The sequence below is a fragment of the Pseudomonas sp. S1_E05 genome (assembly GCF_056337105.1).
This window is the reverse complement of record NZ_JBFRHM010000001.1, coordinates 1,677,715-1,698,125: the sequence shown is the minus strand read 5'-3', so window position 1 is coordinate 1,698,125 and position 20,411 is coordinate 1,677,715. Positions and strand designations below refer to the sequence as shown.

Annotated in this window: 17 protein-coding genes and 1 pseudogene; 6 read left to right on the top strand and 12 right to left on the bottom strand. The window is 60.9% G+C overall.

Annotation, left to right across the window (positions count from 1 at the left end; all coding sequences use genetic code 11):
- Nucleotides 1-36 precede the first annotated feature (36 nt).
- From AB4N33_RS07800 to AB4N33_RS07780, 5 genes are all read left to right on the top strand, one after another.
- Nucleotides 37-1,701, top strand: coding sequence for an AMP-binding protein (locus AB4N33_RS07800; RefSeq protein WP_476456913.1), 1,665 nt, complete (start codon nt 37-39; stop codon nt 1,699-1,701).
- Nucleotides 1,702-1,717: 16 nt separating this feature from the next.
- On the top strand, nt 1,718-2,479 hold the full coding sequence (locus tag AB4N33_RS07795) for an SDR family NAD(P)-dependent oxidoreductase (RefSeq protein WP_476456912.1): 762 nt from the start codon (nt 1,718-1,720) through the stop codon (nt 2,477-2,479).
- 11 nt (nt 2,480-2,490) lie between these two features.
- Nucleotides 2,491-3,678, top strand: coding sequence for an acetyl-CoA C-acyltransferase (locus tag AB4N33_RS07790; RefSeq protein ID WP_476456911.1), 1,188 nt, complete (start codon nt 2,491-2,493; stop codon nt 3,676-3,678).
- A gap of 155 nt (nt 3,679-3,833) precedes the next feature.
- Nucleotides 3,834-4,961, top strand: a complete 1,128-nt coding sequence (locus AB4N33_RS07785) for an acyl-CoA dehydrogenase (protein WP_476456910.1) — start codon at nt 3,834-3,836, stop codon at nt 4,959-4,961.
- 14 nt (nt 4,962-4,975) lie between these two features.
- Entirely contained in the window at nt 4,976-5,749 is a 774-nt protein-coding gene (locus AB4N33_RS07780; RefSeq protein ID WP_476456909.1) for an enoyl-CoA hydratase, read from the top strand.
- Between the two features lie 108 nt (nt 5,750-5,857).
- On the opposite strand, the gene AB4N33_RS07775 is transcribed toward AB4N33_RS07780, so the two are convergent.
- The 11 genes and pseudogenes from AB4N33_RS07775 to argH form a co-directional block, all read right to left on the bottom strand.
- Entirely contained in the window at nt 5,858-7,009 is a 1,152-nt protein-coding gene (locus tag AB4N33_RS07775; protein ID WP_476456908.1) for an acyl-CoA dehydrogenase family protein, read from the bottom strand.
- A gap of 3 nt (nt 7,010-7,012) precedes the next feature.
- Complete coding sequence (locus AB4N33_RS07770; RefSeq protein ID WP_476456907.1) at nt 7,013-8,119, bottom strand: enoyl-CoA hydratase/isomerase family protein; 1,107 nt, start codon at nt 8,117-8,119, stop codon at nt 7,013-7,015.
- Nucleotides 8,120-8,389: 270 nt separating this feature from the next.
- Entirely contained in the window at nt 8,390-9,097 is a 708-nt protein-coding gene (locus tag AB4N33_RS07765; protein WP_476456906.1) for an HPP family protein, read from the bottom strand.
- 156 nt (nt 9,098-9,253) lie between these two features.
- Nucleotides 9,254-10,435, bottom strand: a complete 1,182-nt coding sequence (locus AB4N33_RS07760; protein WP_476456905.1) for an MFS transporter — start codon at nt 10,433-10,435, stop codon at nt 9,254-9,256.
- 104 nt (nt 10,436-10,539) lie between these two features.
- Nucleotides 10,540-11,888: pseudogene (locus AB4N33_RS07755) on the bottom strand (MmgE/PrpD family protein).
- Nucleotides 11,885-12,772 carry a polysaccharide deacetylase family protein gene (locus AB4N33_RS07750; protein ID WP_460125263.1) on the bottom strand — a complete coding sequence of 296 codons (888 nt, stop codon included), beginning with the start codon at nt 12,770-12,772 and terminating at the stop codon, nt 11,885-11,887. Before AB4N33_RS07750 ends, AB4N33_RS07755 begins: the two are co-directional and overlap by 4 nt.
- Nucleotides 12,765-13,607, bottom strand: a complete 843-nt coding sequence (locus AB4N33_RS07745) for a polysaccharide deacetylase family protein (protein WP_476456904.1) — start codon at nt 13,605-13,607, stop codon at nt 12,765-12,767. Before AB4N33_RS07745 ends, AB4N33_RS07750 begins: the two co-directional genes overlap by 8 nt.
- Before the next feature lie 60 nt (nt 13,608-13,667).
- Nucleotides 13,668-14,492, bottom strand: a complete 825-nt coding sequence (locus AB4N33_RS07740; RefSeq protein ID WP_476456903.1) for an ABC transporter substrate-binding protein — start codon at nt 14,490-14,492, stop codon at nt 13,668-13,670.
- A gap of 40 nt (nt 14,493-14,532) precedes the next feature.
- Nucleotides 14,533-15,297: an amino acid ABC transporter ATP-binding protein gene (locus tag AB4N33_RS07735; protein WP_460141841.1), complete on the bottom strand. Its 765-nt coding sequence runs from the start codon at nt 15,295-15,297 to the stop codon at nt 14,533-14,535.
- A gap of 10 nt (nt 15,298-15,307) precedes the next feature.
- Nucleotides 15,308-16,186 (bottom strand): amino acid ABC transporter permease, encoded by an 879-nt coding sequence (locus AB4N33_RS07730; protein WP_460141840.1) that lies wholly within the window; start codon nt 16,184-16,186, stop codon nt 15,308-15,310.
- A gap of 135 nt (nt 16,187-16,321) precedes the next feature.
- A complete protein-coding gene (argH, locus tag AB4N33_RS07725) occupies nt 16,322-17,749 on the bottom strand; it encodes an argininosuccinate lyase (RefSeq protein WP_476456902.1) in 1,428 nt (475 codons plus the stop codon).
- 318 nt (nt 17,750-18,067) lie between these two features.
- On the opposite strand from argH, the gene AB4N33_RS07720 reads away from it, so the two are divergent.
- The gene (locus tag AB4N33_RS07720; protein ID WP_476458792.1) at nt 18,068-19,033 is read left to right on the top strand and encodes a LysR family transcriptional regulator; all 966 of its coding nucleotides are present in this window, start codon (nt 18,068-18,070) and stop codon (nt 19,031-19,033) included.
- On the opposite strand, the gene AB4N33_RS07715 is transcribed toward AB4N33_RS07720, so the two are convergent.
- Nucleotides 19,030-20,409, bottom strand: a complete 1,380-nt coding sequence (locus AB4N33_RS07715; protein WP_460141838.1) for a UDP-glucose dehydrogenase family protein — start codon at nt 20,407-20,409, stop codon at nt 19,030-19,032. The genes AB4N33_RS07720 and AB4N33_RS07715 overlap by 4 nt on opposite strands.
- Nucleotides 20,410-20,411 lie beyond the last annotated feature (2 nt).

The following is a 20,411-nucleotide window of genomic DNA, read 5'->3' as shown; positions in this document are numbered from 1 at the left end:
CCCCCAACCTAATAAAAATACAGAGGGATTCTGCCGATGCGCGATTACTTGTCTGCCACCTCACAGTTCAATTATCAGCACACCGTTGACGCCGCACTGGCGGGTGACCTGACGGCCCTCAATGCCTGCGTCGAGTGTTGCGACCGGCATGCGTTGCCCGGGCGTATCGCGTTGTTCTGGGAAGGGCGCGAGGGTGCCAGCGCGACGTACACCTTCAGCGAATTGCAGGAGCAAGCCGCGCGCTTCGCCAATTTCCTGTTGGCCCAGGGCGTGGGCAAGGGCGACAAGGTCGCCGGCCTGCTGCCGCGCAATATCGAGCTGTTGATCACCGTCTTCGCCACCTGGCGCATCGGCGCGGTGTATCAACCGCTGTTCACCGCATTCGGGCCCAAGGCCATCGAGCACCGTTTGGGCTGCTCCGGCGCCAAGGTGGTGGTCACGGATGCCGTCAACCGTCCGAAACTGGCGGAAGTCGCCGATTGCCCCACCATCGTCAGCGTCGGCGGTCCGAAGGGCCAGGGCATTGTGCGCGGTGATTTCAGTTTCTGGGCAGAGCTTGCCAATTATCCCGCCGAATGCGAGCCGGTCATGCTGACGGGCGAAGACCCGTTCCTGTTGATGTTCACCTCGGGCACCACTGGCCCGTCGAAAGCACTGTCGGTGCCGCTCAAGGCCATTGTCGCGTTCCAGAGCTACACCCGTGACGCCGTCGACCTGCGTCCGGAAGACGCCTTCTGGAACGTTGCCGACCCGGGCTGGGCCTATGGCATTTACTTCGGCGTGACCGGCCCTATGGGCTTGGGTCATCCGATCACCTTCTACGATGGCCCGTTCACGCTGGAAAGCACCTGCCGAGTGATCAACAAATATGGGATCACCAACCTCACCGGGTCGCCGACGGCATACCGCCTGCTGATCGCCGGGGGCAATGAGTTCGCCAAATCGATCAAGGGCAAGCTGCGCGTCGTCAGCAGCGCCGGCGAGCCGCTGAACCCGGAGGTGATCCGCTGGTTCGCCGACAACCTTGGCGTGGTCATCCACGATCATTACGGCCAGACCGAACTGGGCATGGTCCTGTGCAACCACCACGGCCTCGAACACCCAATCCATCTGGGGGCCGCCGGCTTTGCCTCGCCGGGCCACCGTATCGTGGTGCTGGACGATAACTACCAGGAACTGGGCGTCGGCCAGCCCGGCATCCTTGCCATCGACCGCACCCAGTCGCCGATGTGCTGGTTCGCCGGCTATGAAGGCGTCCCAACCAAGGCCTTCGTCGGCAACTACTACTTGAGCGGCGATACCGTGGAGTGGAACCCGGACGGCAGCATCAGCTTTGTCGGGCGCAGCGACGACGTGATTACTACCTCCGGCTACCGGGTGGGGCCGTTCGACGTGGAAAGCGCGTTGATCGAGCACCCGGCGGTGGTGGAAGCGGCAGTGGTGGGTAAGCCCGACCCGGAGCGCACCGAACTGGTCAAGGCCTTCGTGGTGCTCAGCGCCCAGTACCGTGCTGCGCCCGAGCTGGCAGAAGAGCTGCGTCAACACGTGCGCAAGCGCCTGGCCGCGCACTCGTATCCCCGTGAAATCGAATTTGTCAGCGAGTTGCCGAAAACCCCAAGCGGCAAATTGCAGCGCTTTATCTTGCGCAACCAGGAAATCGCCAAGGCTCAAGAGGCCGCGGCGAAGAACGTTTCAGCTTGAACCCAAGGAAACCATGATGCGGATTCAAAACAAGGTTTTTCTCGTCACCGGCGGCGCTTCCGGCCTCGGTGCGGCCACGGCGCAGATGCTGGTCGCCGCCGGCGCCAAAGTGATGCTGGTGGACATGAACGCCGAAGCCGTCGCGGCCCAGGCCGAGCGCCTGGGCGCACAAAGCGTGGTGGCCGACATCAGTAACGAGGCGGCTGCCGAGGCGGCGGTGCAAGCCACGGTCAAGGCCTTCGGCGGGCTCAACGGCCTGGTCAACTGCGCCGGCATCGTGCGTGGCGAGAAGATCCTCGGCAAGAACGGCCCGCATGCGCTGGGCAGTTTCAGCCAGGTGATCAACGTCAACCTGATCGGCAGTTTCAACATGCTGCGCCTGGCATCCCAGGCGATTGCCGAAACCGAGCCGGATGCAGATGGCGAACGTGGCGTGATCATCAACACCGCTTCGGCGGCGGCTTACGACGGCCAGATCGGCCAGGCGGCCTACGCCGCGTCCAAAGGGGCGATCGTCAGCCTGACCTTGCCCGCCGCCCGTGAACTGGCGCGCTTTGGCATTCGCGTCATGACCATTGCTCCGGGCATTTTCGAAACACCGATGATGGCTGGCATGACTCCCGAAGTGCGCGATTCACTGGCCGCGGGCGTACCCTTCCCGCCGCGCTTGGGCAAACCGGACGAGTATGCTGCGCTGGTCAGGCATATCATTGAAAACAGCATGCTCAATGGCGAGGTGATCCGTCTCGACGGTGCCTTGCGCATGGCTGCCAAGTAAGAGGATGAGTCATGAACAATGATCCGATTGTCATCGTCAGCGCCGTGCGCACCCCAATGGGTGGCTTCCAGGGCGAACTCAAGAGCCTCACCGCGCCACAACTGGGCGCCGCCGCGATTCGCGCGGCGGTTGAGCGAGCCGGTGTCGCACCCGATACCGTCGATGAAGTGTTGATGGGTTGCGTCCTGCCGGCGGGCCTCGGCCAGGCGCCGGCTCGTCAGGCTGCGCTGGGCGCCGGGCTGGATAAATCGACCCGTTGCACCACCCTGAACAAAATGTGCGGCTCCGGCATGGAGGCGGCGATCCTGGCCCACGACATGCTACTGGCCGGGAGCGCCGAAGTGGTCATTGCCGGTGGCATGGAAAGCATGTCCAATGCGCCGTATCTGCTGGACCGCGCCCGTGCGGGTTACCGCATGGGCCATGGCCGTGTGCTCGACTCGATGTTCCTCGACGGCCTGGAAGATGCCTACGACAAGGGCCGCCTGATGGGCACCTTCGCTGAGGATTGCGCCGAAACCAACGGATTCACCCGCCAGGCCCAGGACGCGTTCGCCATTGCTTCCACTACGCGTGCGCAGCAGGCAATCAAGAATGGCAGTTTCAAGGACGAAATCGTCCCGCTCACCGTGACCGTCGGCAAGGAGCAGGTGCTGATCAGCAACGACGAACAGCCGCCCAAAGCCAGGCTGGACAAGATCGCCTCCCTGAAACCGGCGTTCCGCGAAGGCGGCACCGTGACAGCAGCCAACTCGAGTTCAATCTCCGACGGTGCGGCGGCGCTGGTACTGATGCGCCGTTCCGAAGCCGACAAAAGAGGTCTCAAACCGCTGGCGGTGATTCACGGCCATGCCGCCTTTGCCGACACCCCGGGCCTGTTCCCGGTGGCACCGATTGGCGCGATCAAGAAACTGATGAAGAAAACCGGCTGGTCGCTCAATGACGTGGACCTGATTGAAGTCAACGAAGCGTTCGCCGTGGTGGGCATGGCGGCGATGACCCATCTGGAAATCCCCCACGAAAAACTCAACGTCCACGGCGGCGCCTGCGCCCTGGGCCACCCGATTGGCGCCTCCGGCGCACGAATCCTCGTGACGCTGCTCTCGGCACTGCGCCAAAAAGGCCTGAAACGCGGCGTGGCGGCGATCTGCATCGGTGGCGGTGAAGCGACGGCGATGGCGGTGGAATGCCTCTCCTGAGGTACCCTCACCCTCCTGTAGGAGCGAGCATGCTCGCGATGGTCGTCAACGATGACGCGGGCAGTCTGAATGCCAGCGGTGCCTGAGCCACCATCGCGAGCATGCTCGCTCCTACAGGGAGGTTTGCCTTCAGCATAATTTTTTAAGGACCCGCCATGATCCCAAACGACGAACAACAACAAATCAGCGACGCCGCCCGGCAGTTTGCCCAGGAGCGGCTGAAGCCTTTTGCCGCCGAGTGGGACCGCGAGCATCGGTTCCCCAGGGAAGCCATCGGCGAGATGGCCGAACTGGGTTTTTTCGGCATGCTGGTGCCGGAACAGTGGGGCGGTTGCGACACCGGTTACCTGGCCTATGCCATGGCGCTGGAGGAAATCGCAGCCGGCGATGGCGCCTGCTCGACCATCATGAGCGTGCACAACTCGGTAGGTTGCGTGCCGATCCTCAACTACGGCAACGATGATCAGAAAGAACGCTTCCTCAAGCCCCTGGCCAGCGGCGCGATGCTCGGCGCCTTTGCCTTGACCGAACCACAAGCCGGCTCCGATGCCAGCGGCCTGAAAACCCGCGCGCGCCTGGAAGGCGATCACTATGTGCTCAACGGCAGCAAGCAATTCATCACCTCCGGGCAGAACGCCGGGGTGGTGATCGTGTTTGCGGTGACCGACCCAAGCGCGGGCAAACGCGGGATCACCGCGTTGATCGTGCCCACCGACTCACCGGGCTACAGCGTTGCAAGGGTCGAGGACAAACTCGGCCAGCACGCCTCGGACACCTGCCAGATCCTCTTCGAGGACGTCAAGGTGCCGGTGGCCAACCGCTTGGGCGAGGAGGGTGAGGGCTACAAAATTGCCCTGGCCAACCTTGAAGGCGGCCGCGTCGGCATCGCCTCGCAGTCGGTGGGCATGGCGCGCGCAGCGTTCGAAGCAGCCCGTGATTACGCCCGAGAACGCGAGAGCTTCGGCAAGCCGATCATCGAGCATCAGGCCGTAGCCTTTCGCCTGGCGGACATGGCCACCCAGATCGCCGTCGCGCGGCAGATGGTGCATTACGCGGCGGCGCTGCGTGACAGCGGCAAGCCGGCCTTGGTGGAAGCCTCGATGGCCAAGCTGTTCGCGTCCGAAATGGCCGAGAAAGTCTGCTCCGCCGCGTTGCAAACCCTCGGTGGATACGGTTACCTGAACGACTTCCCGCTGGAGCGCATCTACCGCGACGTGCGGGTCTGTCAAATCTATGAAGGCACCAGCGACATTCAACGCATGGTCATTTCGCGCAATCTTTAAGAAGGAGTTCATTTGTGAGTTACGAAACGATTTTGCTGGAAACCCACGGCCGCGTCGGCCTGATCACGCTGAACCGTCCGCAGGCGCTCAACGCGCTGAATGCTCAGATCGTCAGCGAACTGAACCACGCCCTCGACGGCCTGGAGAAAGACGCGAACATCGGCTGTATCGTGCTGACCGGCTCGAAGAAAGCCTTCGCCGCCGGTGCCGACATCAAGGAAATGGCCGAGCTGACCTACCCGCAGATCTACCTTGACGACCTGTTCAGTGACAGTGATCGGGTGGCCAACCGTCGCAAGCCCATCATTGCTGCCGTCAACGGTTTTGCCCTGGGTGGCGGATGTGAACTGGCGCTGATGTGTGACTTCATCCTGGCCGGCGACAACGCCAAATTCGGCCAGCCGGAAATCAACCTCGGCGTGCTGCCGGGCATGGGCGGCACCCAGCGCCTGACCCGTGCCGTGGGCAAGGCCAAGGCCATGGAAATGTGCCTGAGCGGCCGCTTGATCGATGCCGTGGAAGCGGAGCGCTGCGGGATCGTTGCGCGCATCGTGCCTAGCGACGAACTGCTGGAGGAAGCCCTGAAGGTCGCGTCGCTGATCGCCAGCAAGTCGCTGCCGATTGCGATGATGGTCAAGGAAAGCGTCAACCGTGCCTTTGAAGTGAGCCTGTCCGAAGGCGTGCGTTTCGAGCGCCGGGTGTTCCATGCGGCGTTTGCCACCCAGGATCAGAAGGAAGGGATGGCGGCGTTTATTGGCAAGCGTGAGGCGCAGTTCCAGGGGAAGTGATGTAGCGTTGCTGCTGACGCCTTCGCGGGCAAGCCCGCTCCCACAGGGATCTCATCAACATTGAGCACCCTTGTAGGAGCGGGCTTGCCCGCGATGCTTTTAGGGGTTTCAGATCAGGTAATTCTTCAGCTCGCGGGCAATCACCATCCGCTGAATCTCGCTCGACCCCTCATAGATCTGGGTAATGCGCGCATCCCGGTAGTACTTCTCGACCGGGTAATCCTCCAGATACCCATACCCGCCATGAATCTGGATGGCCGACGAGCAGACCTTCTCGGCCATCTCGGAGGCAAACAGCTTGGCTTGCGATGCCTCTGACAGGCACGGTTTGCCGGCACTGCGCAGGCGGGCGGCGTGGAGGATCAGCAGGCGTGCAGCGTTGATCTGCACCTGCATGTCCGCGAGCATATTGGCGATGCTCTGGTGCTCGATGATCGGCTTGGCGAACTGCACGCGGTCACGGGAATAGGCCAGTGCCGCTTCGAACGCCGCACGGGCGATGCCCAGGGCTTGCGCGGCGATGCCGATGCGACCGCCCTCGAGGTTGGACAGGGCAATCGCCAGCCCCTTGCCGCGTTCGCCGAGCAGGTTGGCCTCGGCAATGGTGCAATCGTTCAGGGTTACGGCACAGGTGTCGGAAGCGCGAATGCCCATCTTGTGTTCGGTACGGTCAACGATGAAACCCGGGGTATCGGTTGGCACCAGGAACGCCGAGAGACCGCGTTTGCCCAGGTCTGGATCGGTCACCGCGAACACGATAGCCAGCTTGGCGCGTTTGCCGTTGCTGACAAACTGCTTGGCACCGTTGATCACCCACTGGCCGTCACGTAGTTCGGCGCGGGTGCGCAGGTTATGCGCTTCGGAACCGGCCTGGGGCTCGGTCAGGCAAAAGCAGCCGATGGTCTGCCCGCTGGCCAGATCCGCCAGCCAGGTCCGTTTCTGTTCCTCGGTGCCGTAGTTGAGCACCGGGCCGCAGCCCACCGAATTGTGGATGCTCATGAATGCGCCGGTGGCGCCATCGCCAGCAGAAATCTCTTCCACCGCGAGGGCGTAGGCGACGTAGTCGACGTAGGTGCCGCCCCATTCTTCGGGCACCACCATGCCCAGCAGGCCCAACTCACCCATTTTTGCCACCAGCGCGTCGTCGATCCAGCCTGCCTTTTCCCAGGCCTGGGCGTGGGGGGCGATCTCGCCACGGGCAAAGTCCCGGGCCATGTCGCGGATCATGACTTGCTCTTCACTCAATTCTATATCGTGCATGGCTCAATTCCCGATCTGGTCGAAGCCGCTGAAGAAACTGGCCACGTGCTCGGCGTCCAGCGCCTGCAGAGTGGGCGGGTTCCAGCGTGGGTTCTTGTCTTTGTCGATCAGCAAGGCGCGCACGCCTTCGATCAGGTCGCCACGCTCGAACCACTGGCGGTCCAGGTGCAACTCAAGAGCGAAGCAGTCTTCCAGGCTCAGTTGGCGACCACGTCGCAGCATTTCCAGGGTCACGCCCATGGCCAGCGGTGACCGGGTCTCCAGCAGGTCCGCTGTGGTCAATGCCCATTCATGGCTGTCGGCAACAGTGACTTCGCGCAATTGCTCCACAATACTCGGCACGTCGGGCAGGGCGAAGAAGTGGTCGATGGCCGGACGCAATTTGCTCAAGGGGGCGTCGGGCAATTGCTGTACCGCCAGTCGCGCCAGCAGACCTTGCAGGTCCTTGAGTGGCGAGTCCTGCCACTCAAGGTGATCGAGAAGCTCGTCGAGGGTGCCCTGTTTTTCGCTGTCCAGGTACCAATCTGCCAGCCCGCAATACAGCGCATCGGCCGCACGCACCTGAACGCCGCTGACGCCCAGGTAAATGCCCAGCTCACCTGGAATGCGCGGCAGGAAATAGCTGCCGCCGACGTCCGGAAAATAGCCAATCCCGACTTCGGGCATCGCCAGTCGGCTTTTTTCGGTCACGACACGCAAGTCGGCGCCTTGCACCAGGCCCATGCCGCCGCCCAGAACAAAACCGTCCATCAAGGCCAGGACCGGTTTGCGATAGTGGTGGATAGTCAGGTCGAGGGCGTACTCCTCGACGAAGAAGTCCTCGTGCAGGGTGTCGCCGCTTTTGAAACTGTCATGCAGCGATCGAATGTCGCCGCCGGCACAGAAGGCTTTCTCGCCAGCCCCGCGCAGGGCCACGGCATGGATCTGAGGGTCTTTGGCCCAGGCATCGAGCTGGCGCTGCAGCAGGCGGACCATGTTCAGCGTGATGGCGTTAAGGCCGGCGGGACGGTTGAGGGTCAGGTGACCAATATGGTTGCGAACCTCGGCCAGCACTTCAATTGGCGTGGCATCCATGGACGAAGTCCTCGGAGAAGAAACCTGAGCAGTCATCACTAACTCCCTGCTTTTATTGTTTTTTGTTCAGTAGCCCGCGTGCGAGCGATCATGGATCGTACCAGTGCAATTTTGTGATGTACAACGGGGATAAATGCAGGTGGTTCCTGCATTTTTGCATGCCCCAAGACGACTACTTCCCTGTAGGAGCGAGCATGCTCGCGATGGTAGTCCAGGCACCGCGGGCATTCAGACAGCCCACGTCACCGTTAACGACCATCGCGAGCATGCTCGCTCCTACGGGGGATAGGAAATAGTCGGAAGGTGTTAAACCGTGGTGCGGCTCAACACCTCACCAATACTGCGACGTTTGGCGTGTAACTCACTGGTCTGAATCAGTTTTTCCAAATCTTCCGGCGTTACATCGATGAAGGCTTCCATCTGTGCGAGGGCATGTTTCAGATCCTCCGCGGTGATCGACTGGCTGTCCACCGGCATGTCGGCGGGCACTCGTGCAGCGGGTTCACTGGCGTTCTTGGGGTAACGGATGCGCGTCAGGTTGTTGTACGCAACGGCGCTGACCAGCATCGTCCCTGCACACAGCATCAACGGCGCCATGGCTTTCCAATCCATGGCGATGGTCGCCGGGTCGGCCAGGACCATCAATAAGGCCACTGCGCCGGCGGGTGGGTGCAGACAGCGCAGCCAGCACATCAGGATCAGCGCCATGCCGGCGGCCAGGCATGCGCTGCTCAGCGTCCGTCCGAGCACATGAGCTGCCAACAGTGCCACGACACCGGCGGTCAGATAACCGCCGATGATCGACCAGGGTTGGGCCAACGCTCCGGAGGACACCGCAAACAACAACACCGCCGACGCCCCCAGTGGCCCGATCAGGTGTTGCGCGACCTCCATGCCAAAGAACTGGCCACATAGCCAGACGCTGAACAGCGTGCCAAGCGCCATGCCGATGGCAGCGCGGCTCCATTCCGAGGGGCGGGTGTTGATGGCAGCGGGGAACCAGCGAGCGAACATTGGGCAAACGATCCCTAGCAAAAATCGAGGCAAAAAAAAGGCTTAGCTGGGATATCCAGAAAGCCCTTGAAGAAGTTCCAACTATTGGGGGAGGAACGACACACAGTGTGCCGTTCATTGCGGATGCTGACTAATTCATATTAATGCTGCTTGAGTTCACAAATTTTGCTGTAAGGCGACACGTCGACCGCTCATGAAGCACAACGACCCACCCATCGCCGTCAATACGCTCAAGGCGTAGAACATGGTGGGCGCCGGCGTATGCATGAGCAGGAAACCGCAGATCACTGGGCTCAAGGCACCGCCCAGCGCCGCCAGGTTCTGGGCGCCGTAGTAGCTGCCCCGCAGTTCTTCAGGCGCCAGCGTGTCAACGAACAGAAATTCTGCCGGGTAAATGATCATTTCACCGAGGGTGAAAATGAACATCGCCAGGCACCAGGTCACCAGGCTATCGGCAAAACTGAAGCCAATCAGGCCGAGTATGAACAGGCTGGTGCCGCCGGCAATCCAATAACGCAGTTGTTCACGCTTGAGGAAACGGCCGATCTGGTATTGAAGCAGGATCACGGTGATTGCATTGCAGGCCAGCAAGGCCGCCATGGTTTGCAGGGCGCGTTTGGAGTCCACGACCACCAACAGGTATTGCGACAGGTACAGTGTGAACCGCCCGTGTACCACGGTGCTGAGCAGACAGCCACAGGTGAACATGATCAGCGTGCGGTCGTTCTTGAGGGTGATCAGGGTTTTCATGAAACTCTGGGGCTGACCGACTGCGGGAGCAGGGGCCGAGTCGCTGGGAATTCCGCTCATCAGGAAGATGCTGCCGAACGCGATGGCACCCGCAATCAGAAAGGGGGCTATCGGATACACCCCGGCGATCACCACCCCGAGCATCGGGCCCGTGGCGTAGCCAATGTTGGTCAAGGTGTAGCGTAGGGAAAACGCCTTGGCGCGTTGGCCCACAGGCAAGTTTTCGCTGAGAATTGCCTTGGAACCGATCAGGAACAGCGCAGACGCAGTCTCTGTGATCACCAACGTCAGGGTGGTCAGGTAAAGGTTTTCAGCGAAGGTCAGCAGCACAAAACCGATGGCGCTGGACAACATGGCCAGGATCAACAATCGGCGTTTTTCCAGGCGGTCAATGATGTAGCCGCCGTACAGCGCCAGCAGGGTGGCGATGAACACGGCGATGCCCAGCAGCAGACCAACGTCCTGTTGGTTGAGGCCCAGTTTGTTGCTCAGGAACAAGGTGAGCAACGGGCTGGTGATGGCGCGGCTGACGACAATCGTCAGTGAAACGATCATCAGGCGGCGGATGACGAGCGAGTAAGTGGCCACGGCGGGGCGGATGTCCTTATTCAGATGATTGTTGTTCGTCTCGTAACCGAGGTGCTTTTATCGCGAGCCTGCTCGCGACGACTTCGGATCGGCCAGTAACCCTTTCATCGCAACCACCGTTCGAGCGATTCGACCGACTCCAGGGTTTCCAGTCGCGCTAATTGTCCCAACAAACCTTCAGCCTGCTCACGGGCAATGACGCGTTGTGCCAGGCTGAAAAATTTCTCTTCCAGCGCCGCATCACTCAATGGATTACCCGGTGCGCCCAGAGGTGGGTCCACGCAAAGACGTGCCTGTCGACCGTCCACGGTGCGCAGGCTGACCACGGGCTCGCCATCCTCGGACAGTTGAGGGTCCACTTCAAGGCGGATGCGTGCCAACCAATGCTCGATTCGTGGATCCTTGCGCGCAGCGTCTTCATAAGCTTGTAGCCTGCAATGCCCGTGAACCAGGCGCGCAGCGAGCGCGTAACGCAGGCTCATTTGCGAGGCGGCCAACGTGCTCACATCCTGGGCACCGCACATGTCGTACAGAAAACCACACAGTGAAACCTCGATGTCTTCGACCTGATCGGCACCGACCTGCAATTGCTCCAGCAACAGCCCCAGCGCATCGATTGCCGAATGGGTGCCACGGCAGGATGCGTGGGGCTTGATCGAACAGCGCGCGAGTTTCCAGACAATGCCGAGATCCGCATCCAGCGCTTCAGGGACCGCTGTATGCGCCGCCAGCGTCTTGAGGAGGCCGCCCCAGACATCGTCGAACAGATGCGTCGGCCCACTGATGCCTTGCCGGGCAAATCGTGCCGCGAGCAATCCACCTTCGGCCGCCCGGCCACTGTGGAGTCTTTTGCTTTGCGAGCCGTCATGGATAAATGCCCACACCCCCCGCTGAAGCTGCCGGCGATGCCCAGCGCAGCAAGTGTTTGCCTGGCGTCCAGACCGAGAATCCGCGCACTGGCCGCCGCAGCGCCGAACACGCCGCAGGTGGCGGTGGAATGCCAGCCGGCGCCGTTGTGCGCCGAGTAACCGCCACACGCCTCGAGCACCCGCCGTCCGACTTCATAACCCAGCACGACTGCCGTGATCAGTTCGCGGCCGCTGACCGGGCCGGGCGCCATCGTTACCGTCGCCATGGCCGCGGGCAGGACCACTGCACCGGAGTGATCGCAACCACCGGTGTCGTCCACTTCCAGCGCATGGGCGGCCACGCCGTTGAGCATTGCCGCCTGCGCTACGCTCAAGTGCCGCTCACTGCCCCAGACCAGGCAATTCCCGGTTTCGCCTTCGAATACCTTTCGTGCTTGACGGGCGATATCGCTGTCGGCACCGGCCAGTGCCGCACCGAAGGTGTCCAGTATGTGACGTCTGGCTTGGGCCACCAGCGCCGGCGGCAAGTCGTCAAAACGTGTCTCGACGCAAAACTGCGCCAGCCGGTGCATGCGTTGGGTCATGGAAGGTAATCCCGATAGTGGCGCTCGTATACCGAAGCTGGATGGTCTTCGGTGGGGGGCGGTGCGGAGTCCGCCCACCATTGCGCGACCTCTTCACCTGTGGCGATCCACACGTCCTCATGTTGCTGGATGCCTTGCAGCAACTCGCGCAAGACGCCGATTCGCCCCGGCGTGCCCATGATCTCGGGGTGCAGGCGCAGCACATAACACAGGCCGAAACGGTGGAACCCGGCGAAGTCCATTTGGAGATTGCCCAGGGTGTGGCTATAGGAGGCGATCCGCGATTGTGCGGGCGGCACCGCCGGGCTCAGGTTGAAGGCAAAGTAGGGCTCATCCTCCAGTTCATAGTGCAGAGGCAGCTCGATGACCTCGTGTGCCGTCGGGTGGGCAAATGGCAGATCATCGCCGCGCCACGACGACGACCAGCGGATGCCGGATTCGCCCAGGGCCTGGATAAAACCGGGCGCGCCGTTGCCCGCCGGAATGCGAAACCCGCTGGGGACCCGACCGGTCAGCGCTTGCAGCGCTGCGCAACCGCGGGCGATTTCCTCTCGTTGCTGGGCAAGGTCGAGCGTGTCGTAGTTCTGATGGCGATAGCCGGCGCAGGCAATCTCGTGTCCGGCGGCCTGAATTGCCTGGATATGCTGCGGGTTTTCCTCGGCGACGATGCCGGGGATGAACCAACTGCTGCGTACCTTCAGTTCGTCGAACAGGCTCAGAAGCCGATCGACGCCTCGTTGGGTGCCGTAGCGCCACACCGACAAGGTCTTGTCGCGCCCGGCGACTTCCGGGGCCTGGGTCAAGATACCGTGGATATCGTTGTAATCGACCGTCAGTACGACGGCGCAGCGGTAGCCCTCGGGCCAGTAAACGGGATCAGCCATGGTGATGCTCCTTGAGCCACCACTGGGCGACATCGCGGCACGTGGCGAACCACACGTCGTCGCGCTGGCGCATGTGTTCGAAGAGTTTTTCCAATAACAGGATGCGTCCCGGCTTGCCAGTGATCTTGGGATGGAACAGGGTGGTCAGGCACAAGCCTTCATCCATGGCGCCATCGTATTCGCGACACCAGTTATCCAACGTCAGCTCGTAACTGGCCGTGCGGTCCAGGCCCGAGGGGAAATCCGGTGCCCGCGTATAGGCCAACGAAGCGTAATCGTCCATTTCCCAGCGTCCGGGGATTTCAACCAACGGCGTGTCGAAACCGGACACTTGCACCAGGTACGGGCGATCATCACCGCGCATGCTGCTGGAATAGGTCACGCCAGCTTCGACCAGCATTGCCGGCGTCTCGGCGCGCCAATCGCCAGAGGGTGTGCGGAAACCTTCGGCACGGATGTTCAGGTGGTTCCAGAACACCTCGCGGCTGCGCTGCATCACGTCCTTCTGCTGGTCCAGCGTCAGGGCGTAAAAGGATTCGTGTTTGTAGCCGTGATACGCCACCTCATGCCCGCGCTCGACAATCGCCTGACATTGTGTCGGCCAGTTTTTCACGACCCAGGCCGGGACGAAGAACGTGGTGGGGATGCGAAAGTCATCGAGCAAATCGAGCAAGCGCGGCAGGGCCCGATAAGGGCCGTAACCACCAAAACCGAAATACTCGGGCTTGCGCCAGATCGAGCCATTGAGCATCGCATCGCCGGTGGGGCCGTCGAGGTCGAACGCCAGGGCAAGACAGGCTTTGTATGGCGCAGGCCACAGGGGGGAGGAGGACATCGTGGTGCTCCAGCTGTCTGCAGGAGCGGACTTGCCCGCTCCTGCAGTGGTCGGTGGTGATTACTTGCCGGCGTTAATGGTTACCGTCTTGATCGCGCCCAGTTCCAGGTCCCATTTCTTCAGGATTGCCTGGTAGCTGCCGTCGTCAATCATGCTCTGCAACGCGACTTTCACCGCTTCGCTCAGCTCCGGTTTTTTCTTGCTCACGCCCAGACCCGTGAACTGCGACGAGATCGGCAGGCCGACGGTCTTGTACATGTCCTTCTCTTGGGTCTTGAGGTACGGCAGGGTTTCGCTGCCCTGCATGGCTGCATCAATGCGGCTCTGACGCAGTTGCGCGCGGGCATCGGCCGAGCCTTCGGTGCCGACCACGTTGATCGCAGGTTTGCCCGCCGCTTCGCAATTGACCTTGCTCCACTCGGCGATTTCTGCCGGGAAGGTCGTACGGCGGCTGGTGCCGACTTTCTTGCCGCACAGGTCAACGATCTCGTTGGTGTCCTTGTTTTTCTGCAAGGTGTAGAACTGCGGGCCGCTGGTGAAGTAGTCGACGAAGGTCACGCTGGCCTGACGTTCTGCAGTGTCCGTCATGCCCGACAGGACCATGTCGACACGGTCGGTGGTGAGCGCGTTGATCATCTGCTCGAAGCCGGTTTCCTGCCATTTGATCTTGATGCCCAGGCGTTCGGCCAGTGCATTGCCCAGGTCATAGTCCAAGCCGGTCAACTGGTTGGTGGCCGGGTCCTTGAAATCCATCGGCGGATAGTTCGGCATGATGGCGACGACAATTTCGCCCTTTTCCTTGATGCTGGCGGGCAACTCGGCGGCGAAGCTCAAGCTGGAAGCCATGACGCCTGCGAGTACTGCTGGGATAACGAAATTCTTCATGGGTCGTTCTCTTATGTGTGTTGTGGACGCCAACCGGCGCTCAGGTTCGAACGGCAGAAATGAAGCTTTGGGTGCGCGGGTTTTGCGGACTTATTAGTATTTCTTCGGGGCTTCCTGCCTCCACGATCTGTCCGCCGTCCATGAACACCATGCGGTTTGAAACCTCACGGGCGAAGCCCAGTTCATGGGTAACGACGATCATGGTCATGCCGGTCTGCGCAAGGTCGCGCATCACCGACAGCACCTCTCCGACCAGTTCCGGGTCGAGTGCCGAAGTGGGTTCATCGAACAGCATCAGCTTGGGGCGCATGGCCAGTGCACGGGCGATGGCCACACGTTGTTGCTGCCCCCCCGAGAGTTCGATCGGATAGCTGTTGCGTTTGTCGGCCAGGCCGACACGGGCGAGCAATTCCACGGCTTCTTCATGCGCCTCTTTGGGCGAGCGCTTGAGTACCTGGCAAGGCCCCTCGATGATGTTTTGCAGCACAGTCATGTGCGGAAACAGGTTGAAGCGCTGGAACACCATGCCGGTGGACAGGCGTTGCCGGGCAATCTGGGTCTCGGTCAGTTCGTGCAGCTTGTTGCCGACGATGCGGTAGCCCACCAGTTCGCCGTCGACCCAGAGGCCGCCCTTGTCGATTTTTTCCAGCTGGTTGACGCAACGCAGCAAGGTGCTCTTGCCGGAGCCGGACGGGCCGATGATGCACAGCACTTCGCCTTGTTCGACTTCGATGTTGACGTCCTTGAGCGCGTGGAACTGGTCGTAATACTTGTTCAGGCTCACGGCCTTGACGATGTTTCTCATGTTCGACTCCTCAGGAACGCTTGCCGGCGCCGCGAGCGAAACGACGCTCCAGACGGCTTTGACCGAAGGACAGCACGGTGACGGTCGCCAGGTACCAGATGCCCGCGACGATCAGTAGCTCCATCACCCGGGCGTTGGCGTAGTAGATGTTCTGGGCGTTGTAGAGCAGTTCCGAATACTGGATGACGCTCGCCAGGGACGTCATTTTCACCATGCCGATGAACTCGTTGCCGACCGGCGGGATGATGATGCGCATGGCCTGCGGCAGGATGATGCGGCGCAACGCTTGCAAGCGCGGCATGCCGATCGACTTGGCGGCTTCGTATTGCCCGGTGTCCACCGACAGTAAACCCGCACGCACCACTTCGGCGGTGTAGGCGCCCTGGTTGATGCTCAGGCCGAGGAGGGCGGCGACGAAGGGCGTCATCAGGCTCACGGTGTCGATGGCGAACAGACCGGGGATGCCAATGGTAGGAAAGATCAACGCCAGGTTGAACCACAACAGCAGTTGCAGGATCAGCGGTGTACCGCGAAACAGCCAGGTGTAGGTCAACGCCACGTAACGCAGGATCGGGTTGGCCGACATGCGCATGATCGCGGTGATCACACCGAACACAATCCCCAACGCCATGGCGAGTACGGCCATGACGATGGTGTTGAGCAGGCCCCACATGATCGCCTGGGAAGTGAGGAACTGGCCGATGTATGACCATTCGATCTTGCCTTCGGCGAACGCGCGTACCAGGCCGATGATTGCGATGACGATCACCGTGGCAAAGAAGATCCGCCCGTAGTAACGCCGGGGCACGTGCTCGTACTGGGTGATATCGAACTGGTTTTCCGCCAGCTTGCGCTCCGCCTGGAGTCGCTCTGCCTGGGTCTGGCTCATGGTGTTTCTCCGTACATGTTTCGGTCTCCTGTGAGAGCGGGCTCGCCCGCGATGACGGCGGTTGATCCGACATCATCATGGATTGACCCACCGCTTTCGCGAGCAAGCCCGCTCCCACAGGTACGGCGTAGTGATTTAAATGCGAAAGCCCTGGTAGTTCTCGGTCCACGCCTGCTGAGAGGCGAGAGCGGTTTTCAGGCGACCGATCTGCTCGCGTACCTGTTGCGGTGCGGTCCCGCCCCAACCGCTACGGGCAGCAATGGCTGCTTCGAGGGTCAGGCTGTCGCGCACTTGCGGGGTGAGACGTTGATCGACTTCAGCCAGCAGGGCCGGAGAGGCTTCCCACAGTTCGATGTCGTGTTTCTCACAGGCTTTGACCAGCGCGCCGGTGATTTCGTGGGCTTCCTTGAACGGTACGCCGCGCACCGCCAGCCAGTCGGCGACCTCGGTGGCCAGGGTGAACCCCAGTGGCGCCTGACGCCGCAGCTCCTCGACGTTGACGGTCATGGTCGCGACCATTCCCGCCATGGCCGGCAGTACCAGCAGCAGGGTATCGACGCTGTCGAGTACGCCGTGTTTGTCTTCGCTCAGGTCGCGGTTGTACGACAGCGGCAGGGACTTGAGCGTGGAGAGCAGGCCGGTGAGGTTGCCGATCAGGCGGCCGGCTTTGCCCCGAGCCAGTTCGGCGATGTCCGGGTTTTTCTTCTGCGGCATGATCGAACTGCCGGTGGCGTAGGCATCGTCCAGTACCACCCAGCGGAACTGCCGCGAAGACCACAGGCAAAACTCTTCGGCAAGGCGGGAAATATTGATGCCCAGCATGCTGGCGATGAACAGGAACTCAGCGACGTGATCGCGACTGGCCACGGCATCGATGGAGTTTTCGCAAACGCCGCTGTAACCCATTTCCTTGGCCGACTGTTGGGGCATGCGCGCAATGGCCGAACCTGCCATGGCCGCTGCGCCCAGTGGCGACAGCGAAGTGCGGTTGTCCCAGTCCACCAGCCGTTGCACGTCACGTAACATTGACTGAGCGTGGGCCAACAAGTGGTGGGCGAATACGATGGGCTGGGCCTGTTGCAGGTGAGTGAAACCCGGGCAGATGCTTTCGATGTGTTGTTCGGCCTGCTCGACCAGGGCCTGCTGCAAGGCCAGTACTTCAACGGTCAAGGTGCGCACGTGGTCACGCAGGAACAGGCGCAAGTCATTGGCCGTCTGGTCGTTGCGCGAACGGCCGGCGCGCAGCTTGCCGCCCAGCGGGCCGAGGCGTTCGGTCAATAGGCGCTCGATGAAGGTGTGGACGTCTTCGTCGTCCAGGGTCGGGGCGATGCTGCCGGCGCGGAAGTCGTCACCAATGCGCTCCAGCGCTTCGAGCATGGCTTGGGTTTCCGACTCACTCAGCAGCCCGGCGCGTTGCAGTTCACGGGCGTGGGCCTTGGAACCGGCGAGGTCGTAGGGGGTGAGACGGAAGTAACGTTCAGGGCACCGGGACAAGGCCGCCAGGGCTTCGGACGGGCCGCTTTTGAAGCGTGCACCCCAGAGACGTTCGGTGGTTTGGGACATTGTTGTTTTCCTCGTCGGTAAAGCGAGCTGAAATCGGTATGCCAGGCCTGGAACCGTTGCCGAAATCGATACAAATCGAGTGGGCGTGGTCAGACCAAAACGGTGTTCAAGGGCAGGGGGGAAACGAAGTTACGAAAGGGGCGAAGGCTGATCGAAACGTCAGCTTTTAATAGTTCGAACCCAGTGATCTGGCACTGATGTTCTGAAATTTTTGGCGGTTGCAAAGCCAGATTTTCTGTGTTCATTATTATTAGGCCAGCTATGTTTTTGTTGTTGGACACAGGTTGTTGAATATGGCGTCTGAGGTAAATGAGCATTATGGAAACCCCACTTTCCAATTCCGGAAACCCGCCGCCAAAAACGCCTTACCGCGCGCCATTGGCCCTCAGCGGGCTGGATTTCAAACTGCTGAAAGTGTTCAAGGCCGTGGTTGAGGCTGGTGGTTTCAGTGCTGCGCAAAACGAGCTGAATGTGGGGTTGGCCGCCATCAGCAAGCAGATTTCCGACCTGGAAATTCGCATCGGCATGCGATTGTGTACGCGCGGGCGTGAAGGTTTTCATCTCACTGAAGAAGGTCGTCTGGTCTATCAGGCTTCCATAGATTTATTTGCCTCTTTCGACAACTTTAGAGACCGGCTTAGTTCGGCGCAAAACGAACTTATCGGTGACCTTGGCGTAGGCGTTATTGATAATACGATCACAGATGATAATTCACCCTTAGTTGCCGCCCTGAGGCAACTTAATGAAACATCGCCGAAGGTCAGGTTTCAGATACAGGCCTCGCAACTGGATGAGGTGGAACGCGGTGTGGTGGAAGGGCGTCTGGTGGCCGGCATCGTGCCGGTCTACCAGAAACGCGAAGAGTTCGATTATTACAAACTGTATGAAGAACGTTCCTACGTTTATTGCGCCGTCGGCCATCCGCTATTCGATTTACCGGACGCCGACATTGCCAGTCACATGCTTAAAGATTACGAATGTGTGAACCACCGTTATGCAATCCATCGCGACAAACTGAACTTCGCGCGTTATGACAGTTTTTCCGCGTCTGCCACTCAAGTAGAGGCGGTGGCATTACTGGTCAAGACTGGGCGTTTTATTGGTTTTCTGCCGCAACACTATGCGGCGGCGATGGTCGCGCAGGGGCAGCTTCGGGCGGTGCGCCCGGACCTGGTCCACATCGCGACACCGTTCGATCTGATCCTGCGCCACAACACCGTGCGCAGTCCTCTGGTGAAAGCTTTTGCTCAGGCCTTGGGTGTTGATTTGAAGGCTACGGCTTAGGCCACTCCCTGCGCCACCGGCCACTGCTGATACGGTATGGGCAAATTGCGCGACTCGCCACGGCCCATCGGGAAGTAAGTAAATCCATTGCGAGCCAGGCGTTCGGCGTCGTACAGGTTACGGCCGTCGAAGATCACCGGGGCTTTGAGGCGCTGGCGGATCAAGTTGAAATCCGGGGCCTTGAACTGCTGCCATTCGGTGCAGATGATCAACGCATCGGCGCCTGACAACACCGATTCGGGCGTGCCCATCAGCATCAACTTGTTCTCGTCGGGATACAGTTGTTGGGTTTCCTGCATGGCTTCCGGGTCGAACGCTCGTACATTGGCACCGGCCGTCCACAGGGACTCCAGCAGCACCCGGCTCGGCGCGTCGCGCATGTCATCGGTGTTGGGTTTGAACGCCAGGCCCCACACGGCGAAGGTCTTGCCGCGAAGGTCGCCCTTGAAGAAGGCGTTGATGCGATCGAACAGCTTGTGTTTCTGCCGCTGGTTGATGGCTTCCACCGCTTGCAGCAGGTCGCTGGAGCAGTGGGCCTCTTCGGCGCTATGGATCAGCGCGCGCATGTCCTTGGGGAAACACGAGCCGCCGTAACCGCAGCCCGGGTAGATGAAGTGGTAGCCAATACGCGAGTCGGCGCCGATGCCCAGGCGTACCGATTCGATGTCCGCACCCAGGTGTTCGGCCAGTTCGGCGATCTGGTTGATGAAGCTGATCTTGGTCGCCAGCATGCAATTGGCCGCGTACTTGGTGAGTTCAGCACTGCGCAGGTCCATGAACATGATCCGGTCATGGTTGCGGTTGAACGGCGCATACAGGTCGCGCATCACATCACGTACCTCATCGCTTTCGCAGCCGATGACGATACGGTCCGGACGCCGGCAATCGGCGACCGCGGAACCCTCCTTCAAGAATTCCGGGTTGGAGACGATCTCGAACTGAAGCAAGCGTCCGACCTTGAGCAGGCATTTGTCGATATGCTCTCTCAGGGTGTCGCCGGTGCCCACGGGTACGGTGGATTTCTCTACCAGAATCACGGGTTGTTCCCGATGTCGTGCCACGGCTTCACCCACCGACAGCACGTATTGGAGGTCCGCCGAGCCATCGTCCCGAGAGGGCGTGCCCACCGCGATGAACAACACCTGGCCGTGCTGCACCGCGAGCTTCTCATCGGTGGTGAACTGCAGCCGCCTGGCCTCCAGGCTTTCGCGCACCAGGCTGGCCAGCCCGGGCTCGAAAATACTCACATGGCCCTGTTGCAACAGGTCGACTTTTTTCTCGTCGATGTCCATGCACACCACGTCGTGGCCGACTTCTGCCAGCACTGCGGCTTGCACCAGGCCAACGTAACCGCTACCAAATACACTGATTTTCATGG

Coding starts and splice junctions, on each gene's coding strand:
- AB4N33_RS07800 (WP_476456913.1), top strand. CDS start 37: ATGCGCGATTACTTGTCTGCCACCTCACAGTTCAATTATCAGCACACC.
- AB4N33_RS07795 (WP_476456912.1), top strand. CDS start 1,718: ATGCGGATTCAAAACAAGGTTTTTCTCGTCACCGGCGGCGCTTCCGGC.
- AB4N33_RS07790 (WP_476456911.1), top strand. CDS start 2,491: ATGAACAATGATCCGATTGTCATCGTCAGCGCCGTGCGCACCCCAATG.
- AB4N33_RS07785 (WP_476456910.1), top strand. CDS start 3,834: ATGATCCCAAACGACGAACAACAACAAATCAGCGACGCCGCCCGGCAG.
- AB4N33_RS07775 (WP_476456908.1), bottom strand. CDS start 7,009: ATGCACGATATAGAATTGAGTGAAGAGCAAGTCATGATCCGCGACATG.
- AB4N33_RS07770 (WP_476456907.1), bottom strand. CDS start 8,119: ATGACTGCTCAGGTTTCTTCTCCGAGGACTTCGTCCATGGATGCCACG.
- AB4N33_RS07765 (WP_476456906.1), bottom strand. CDS start 9,097: ATGTTCGCTCGCTGGTTCCCCGCTGCCATCAACACCCGCCCCTCGGAA.
- AB4N33_RS07750 (WP_460125263.1), bottom strand. CDS start 12,772: ATGGCTGATCCCGTTTACTGGCCCGAGGGCTACCGCTGCGCCGTCGTA.
- AB4N33_RS07745 (WP_476456904.1), bottom strand. CDS start 13,607: ATGTCCTCCTCCCCCCTGTGGCCTGCGCCATACAAAGCCTGTCTTGCC.
- AB4N33_RS07740 (WP_476456903.1), bottom strand. CDS start 14,492: ATGAAGAATTTCGTTATCCCAGCAGTACTCGCAGGCGTCATGGCTTCC.
- AB4N33_RS07735 (WP_460141841.1), bottom strand. CDS start 15,297: ATGAGAAACATCGTCAAGGCCGTGAGCCTGAACAAGTATTACGACCAG.
- AB4N33_RS07730 (WP_460141840.1), bottom strand. CDS start 16,186: ATGAGCCAGACCCAGGCAGAGCGACTCCAGGCGGAGCGCAAGCTGGCG.
- argH (WP_476456902.1), bottom strand. CDS start 17,749: ATGTCCCAAACCACCGAACGTCTCTGGGGTGCACGCTTCAAAAGCGGC.
- AB4N33_RS07720 (WP_476458792.1), top strand. CDS start 18,068: ATGGAAACCCCACTTTCCAATTCCGGAAACCCGCCGCCAAAAACGCCT.
- AB4N33_RS07715 (WP_460141838.1), bottom strand. CDS start 20,409: ATGAAAATCAGTGTATTTGGTAGCGGTTACGTTGGCCTGGTGCAAGCC.